Source organism: Nocardia sp. NPDC003999 (assembly GCF_053604885.1).
On record NZ_JBSGIB010000046.1, the window covers coordinates 1 to 6,729 of the forward strand.

2 protein-coding genes are annotated in these 6,729 nt (G+C 68.5%); both read right to left on the reverse strand.

Annotated features, from left to right (window positions below; genetic code table 11):
• On the reverse strand, positions 1-5,454 hold a 5,454-nt coding region (locus ACWESM_RS36470; protein ID WP_364439858.1), incomplete at its 3' end, for an amino acid adenylation domain-containing protein.
• Positions 5,455-5,721: 267 nt separating this feature from the next.
• A partial coding sequence (locus ACWESM_RS36475) for an AMP-binding protein (RefSeq protein WP_452495709.1) occupies positions 5,722-6,729 on the reverse strand: 1,008 nt, incomplete at its 5' end.

The following is a 6,729-nucleotide window of genomic DNA, read 5'->3' on the forward strand; positions in this document are numbered from 1 at the left end:
AGTACGCGCCGCATACGCCACCATCACATCCCGCACCAACGGACCCATCGACGACGCATCCGCCGCGATGTGATGCACCACCACCGCCAACACATACGTCTCGGGCGCTCCGTCGACCTGGATGAGGACGGCACGCAACGGCACCTCGGCCGTCACGTCGAACGGAGTCGCCGCCAAGGCGTACACGGCGCTCGCCACGTCCGACTCGGCCAGCACCCGCGGAGTGAGATCCAAGGCGACCTGCCCGGCGGGCAGCACCACCTGCACCGGGCCGTCGACCGTCTCCGGATACACCGTGCGCAGCACCTCGTGGCGCACGACCACATCCTGTAGCGCCGCACCCAGCGCGGCGACATCCAACGCACCGGTCAACCGCAACGCGAACGGCAGGTTGTAGGCCGCCGAACCGATCTGCTCCGCGGCCTCATCGGACTGATCGAAGCGGTTGAGGAACCACATCCGCCGCTGCGCCAACGACAACGGCAACCGCTCCGGCCGGGCGATACTGCCCAACTCAACGCGCTCACCGTGCGTGTGCGACTCCAGCGCCGCCGCCAACCCCGCCACCGTCGGAGTCTCGAACAGCGCCCGCACCGGCACGCGGCCACCGACCGCCGCGCCGAGACGCGCCACGACTTGGGTGGCGACCAGCGAATTGCCGCCGAGCGCGAAGAAGTCGTCATCCGCGCCGACCCGGGTCACACCGAGCACCTCGCCGAACACACCCGCCACGATCTCCTCGATCGCGCTCGAGGGCGCACGGAAATGCTTGGTCTCGAAGGTGGGCTCCGGTAGCGCCTTACGATCCAGCTTGCCGCTGGAGTTCAGCGGGAACGCATCCAGCGCCACGATGGCGCCCGGAACCATGTAGGCGGGCAACGTCTCACCGATCGCGGAGCGCAGTGCCTGCGTGTCGATCCGGTCTCCCGGAGCGGGGACGACGTAGGCCACGAGTTGGTCGCCCAGCGATGAAGGCGACACGAGCGCCACCGCCTGGCTCACCGAAGGCTGCGCCAGCAGCGCCGTCTCGATCTCACCCAGCTCGATCCGCTGACCACGGAACTTCACCTGGAAATCGGTCCGGCCGAGATAGTCGAGGACCGCGTCGTCGGCGTCCTTGCGCCATACGACGAGGTCACCGGTGCGGTACATCCGCTCACCGTTGCCGAACGGGTTGGCCACGAACCGGTCCGCGGTGAGATCGGGACGCCGCACGTAACCGCGGGCCAGCTGATCACCGGCCAAATACAGCTCACCGGGCACACCCACCGGCACTGGCCGCAACCACGAGTCCAGGACGTACACCTGCGTGTTCCACTGCGGCAGACCGATCGGCACGCTGCGCTCGTCCGCCGACGCGGGCCAGTAGGTCACCGAGACCGCCGCCTCGGTCGGGCCGTACAAGTTGTGCACAGCGGCGTCGGACACCGCGAGCATGGCTCCCACGGTCTCCGGGGGCAGCGCCTCGCCGATCACGAAGACGTGTTTCAGCGTCGGGCAGCTGCCGGGCGTGGTGTGCGCGGCGAAGACGGTCAGCATGGACGGCACGAAGTCGGTTACCGTCACGCGCTGCCCGGCAATGGTTTCCGCGACGTAGGCGGGGTCGCGGTGCCCGTCCGGCGTGGCGACGACGAGCTTCGCTCCCGCACGCAACGGCATGAAGTAGCCCCACAGCGAGACGTCGAACGTCGTCGCCGTCTTCTGCAGGTACACGTCGTCCGGGCCCAGCGGGTATTCCGCCAGCATCCACGCGATCTGGTTGTCGATCGCCGCATGGGACACCGCGACGCCCTTGGGCCTGCCGGTCGATCCCGACGTGAAGATCACGTACGCCGGGTGCTCCGGCAACACCGGACGCAGTAGTTCCTCCGGGCGAACCGGGCTGTCGTCGAAGCCGTCGAGATCCAGGGTGTCGACGGCGAGCGCCCGGACGTCCTCGGGCAGGGCCGCCGCGTCGGCACTGGTCGTCACGACACAGAGGGGGCGAGCGGTGTCGAGGATGTGCGCGATGCGTTCGGCCGGATGATCCGGATCCAACGGCACATACGCCCCACCCGACGCCACCACCGCATACATCCCCACCACCAGATCCAACGACCGCCGAACCGCCAACCCCACCAACGACTCCGCACCCACACCCTGCGAAATCAACAAACGCGCCAGCCGATTCACCCGCGCATCGAACTCACGATAAGTCAGCTCGACGCCCTCGTAAGCGACGGCGATCCGTTCCGGATTCGCTTCGACGGCACGGCGATATCCGTCGAGCAGCAATTCGGAGCGGACGGGGTAACGGGTGTCGTTCCACTCGTGCAGGATTCGATCCCGCTCGACCACGCTGAGCAGGTCGATGCCGCCCAGTGCGCGATCGGGGTCGGCCGCTACCGCGCGCAGCAACCGGTTCAGGCGCGCCGCGAATTCGGCGACCGAACCCTCATCGAAAAGGTCGGTGGCGTAAGTGAACATGGCGGCAAGGCCCGCGTCCGGACCTTCCTGCGGCGTCACCGTCAGCTGCAGATCGAATTTGGCCACCGCGCCGTCGAGTTCGACCGCGCCGACCGACAGGCCGGGCAACTCGAGCTCCGCTCGGTCCATGTTCTGGAAGAACAGCGCCACCTGGAACAGCGGATGATGCGCCTGCGAGCGGACCGGGTCCAGCACCTCGACCAGCCGCTCGAACGGCAACTCGGCATGCGAGAAGGCGGCGAGGTCACGTTCCTTGGTCACCGCCAGCAGTTCGGCGAACGAGGCCGCCGGATCCACCGCGGTCCGCAACACCAGCGTGTTGACGAACATGCCGACCAGATCGTCGAGTTCGGCCTCGCCGCGGCCTGCGACCGGCGTGCCGATGGTGATGTCGGCGGAGCCGGACAGTCGGGCGAGCAACGCCGCGAAAGCGGTGTGCACAACCATGAACAACGAGGCGCCATTCGCGTGCGCGAGTTCGTCGAGCCGGGCCCGGGTGGGTGCGTCGACGGTGAAGGTGAAGACGCCTCCGCTTCCGGATGCCGCGGCGGGACGCGGCCGATCCGTGGGGAGATCGATCCGGTCCGGAATGTCCGCGAGAGCCTCGCGCCAGAAGGCGATCTGCGTCGCGGCCACGGAACGGGGGTCGTTCTCCTCGCCCAGCACGGCGCGCTGCCACAGCGTGTAGTCCGCGTACTGCACCGGCAGCGGTTCCCAGCCGGGTGCGGTGCCCGCGCTGCGCGCGACATAGGCGGTCATCAAGTCGCGCACCAGCGGCGCTATCGAGGTGCCATCGGCCGCGATGTGGTGCACGACGACGGCGAGGACGTAGTCGTCGGGACCGGTCCGCGCGAGCGAAAGCCGCAACGGCACCTCGGCCGCGACATCGAAACCGGTGGCGGCGAACGTACGCAGCCAGTCCGGGACTTCCCCGGCGGGCAGGTCGTGCGGCGTCAGGTCCGGCGTCGCCTCCGCGGCGGGCAGCACCACCTGATACCCGGTACCGTCCACCGCCGGATACACCGTCCGCAACGTCTCATGACGCCCGACCACATCCGCGACCGCCGCCTGCAACGCCGCCACATCCAACACACCCGACAACCGCACCGCGAACGGAATATTGTTCGCCGCGGACCCGGTATCGAACTGATTCAAAAACCACATCCGCCGCTGCGCCAACGACAACGGCACCCGCTCCGGACGCTCCACCGCCACCAGTGCCGGACGCTGCGCGCCGGTGTCGAATTCGGCGAGCCGGGCGGCCAGCAGCGCGACCGTCGGCGCTTCGAACACCGTCCGCGCGGGCACCCGCGCGCCGATCGACGCCCCGAGCCGGGCAGCTACCTGCGTCGCGATGAGCGAGTTGCCGCCCAGCTCGAAGAAATCGTCGTCCGCGCCGATCTCGTCGCCGGCGCTGAGCAGGTCGGCGAACACACCCGCCACCAACTGCTCGAGCGCACCCGACGGAGCGCGGAATTCCTTGGTCTGCAACTGCGGAGCGGGCAGGGCCCGACGATCCAGCTTGCCCACCGGGGTCAGCGGGATCTCGTCCAGCACGGTGAGGGAGGTCGGCACCATGTGCACCGGCAGGCTGCGCTCGGCGTGCGCGGTCAGCTCGTCGATGTCGATCGAGTGTCCGCTCGCCGCATGCACGTAGGAGGCGAGAATCGTCGCGCCGCTGTCCAATTGGTGCCCGACGGTGACCGCGAAATCCACCGTCTCGTGCGCCGCCAGCACCGCATCGATCTCACCGAGCTCGATACGGAAACCGCGAATCTTCACCTGGAAGTCGTTGCGACCCAGGTACTCCAACTCACCACTCGGCGTCCAGCGCACCAGATCACCGGTGCGATAGAGACGAGAGTGGTTCGGGTCGAAGGGGTTCGGGACAAAACGCACGGCGGTGAGGCCGGGGCGCAACTGGTAGCCCCGTGCCAACTGGGGCCCGCCGATGTACAACTCGCCGACCACGCCGATCGGGACCGGCACCAGTCGCTCGTCCAGCACGTACTCGGTGGTCGCCTGGATCGGCGCGCCGATCGTCACCGGCTGCCCCGGCACCAGCGGCGCGCTGATGTTCGTCATGATCGTGGTCTCGGTCGGGCCATACCCGTTGTAGAACTCGCGATCACCGTCGGCGAGCGGGCGCACCCAGCGCCGCACCAGCTCCGGCGGGCACGCCTCGCCACCGGCCACCACCACACGCAACTCGTCCAGCCCCGCCGGATCCACCGACGCCAGCGCGGCCGGGGTGATGAACGCGTGCGTGACGGCCTCCCTGCGCAGGAGCGCGGCCAGCTCGTCACCGCCGTACACCGTCGGCGCGACCACGACCATGGTGGCCGCGCCGCCCAGCGCGAGCAGCAACTCCAGCACCGACGCGTCGAACGACGGCGACGCGAAATGCAACGTCCGCGACGCACTCGTCACCCGATACCGATCACGCTGCTCGGCACAGAAACTCGCCAACCCCGCCTGCGTGACGACCACACCCTTCGGCATGCCGGTCGATCCCGAGGTGTAGATGACGTAGGCAGGATGTTCGGCGCGCAATTGGCGCAGCCGATCCGCATAGGTGACCGGTTCGGTCGGGTAGTCCTCCAGCTGCCTGGCACAGGTGTCGGAATCGATCACCAGCCATTCGATTTCGTTGGGCAGGTCCTCCACCACACGCGCGACGGTGAGTCCGAGCACGGCGCCGGAGTCCTTCACCATGTGCTCGACCCGGTCGGCCGGATAATTCGGATCCACCGGCACGAACCCCGCACCGGTCTTGGCCACGGCCCACACCGCGACCACCGACTCCACCGAACGCGGAACACCGACCGCGACCAGATCCTCCGGACCCACCCCACGATCGATCAACAAACGCGCCAAACGCGTGGATTCGGCGTCGAGTTCCGCGTAGGTGAGTTGTCCGCGTGAGCTGACCGCGTCGGCGAACACGACCGCGGTACCGGTCGGATTCGCCTCGACGGCGGTTGCCATCAGTTGCGGAAGGGTAGTGACTCTAGGTCGCCGGGTGCGTGTGGGCCGCACCCGCGCGGGCCGCGTCACGCGAGCCCCGCTTCGTCCCTGGTCCCCCATCCCTGAGCCGGCAGACTATTCCCCGACAAGCGAAACATGAAAACTCTGCACATCCTGCCTGTAAGAACACGTCCATGACACATTTCCAGCGGACACCCTGATACTCCAAACCAACCAGCTGTGTCCATGGTCACACAACTGGCGGCTCGTGTCCGGCCGCGAATCAATTCACTCGCTACCGAGCAGCTCGGTGAACTCGACGATAGCGGCCACATCGGCCCACGGCCCCGCCGGTACGGCGCCGACACCATTGTCCAGCACCACAGCGTGCAAATCTTCCAGGGCCGTCGGGTCGAGGGCGTCCAGCCCGGTCCGATCGGTCACCAGATGGGTTACCCACTCGTCGGCCAGCGACTCCGTCAGCGCGCCGTCCGCGCCGACCAGCACCACCGACGCGCCCACCGATCCCGCGGCGACCACCTCGATCAGCGCGGCGGGCGACTGCGGACTGCCGTGCTGGAAGGTGCGCGATTCGAAGGTCAGCTCGGTGCGGGCGCGCAGCCGTCCGGCCGCCGTGGCCAAGTCGTCGTAGCTGAGCACTTGCGCGCCGACGAACGCCGGGTCGGTGCCGCGCAGCGCCCGGGTGCGGTGTGCGTAGGTGACCGGGCGGGGTGATTCGGCGGCGATCTCGGCGATGACGGCGGGGTCGTCGAGGGCGAGCCAGTCGAGGGTGCCGGTGGGTGGATCACCGAGGGTGAGGCCGACTTTGGTTTGGAGGTCGTCGGGCAGTGCGGTGTCGAGGGTGTCGACGGGGACGACGGCGGCGCCTGTTTTGAGGACGGCCCAGGTCGCGATGACCGCTTCCATGCCGCGATCCAAGCGCATTCCGACACCCGCGCCGGGACCGCAGCCCCGCGCGATGAGCACCCGCGCCAAACGCGAAGAGCGGGCGTCGAGATCTTGGTACGACAGCGCGTTCTCACCGGCGACCACGGCGGGCCCCTCCGGGTCGTCCTCGACCGCCGCCGCCAGCGCCTGGGTCAGCGCCGTGCCCGCGGTAGCCGTGGGCGGTTCGACGCTCACCGACTCCGCCGCGGCCGCCATCCGCTCCCGTTCGGTTCGGTCGAGGATGTCGATGTCTCCGATGGGGGTGTGGGGGTTGGTGGCGATGGTGGTGAGGATGCGTTCGAGTCGGTGGCCGAGGGTGTGGATGGTGGTTTCGTCGAAGAGGTCGGT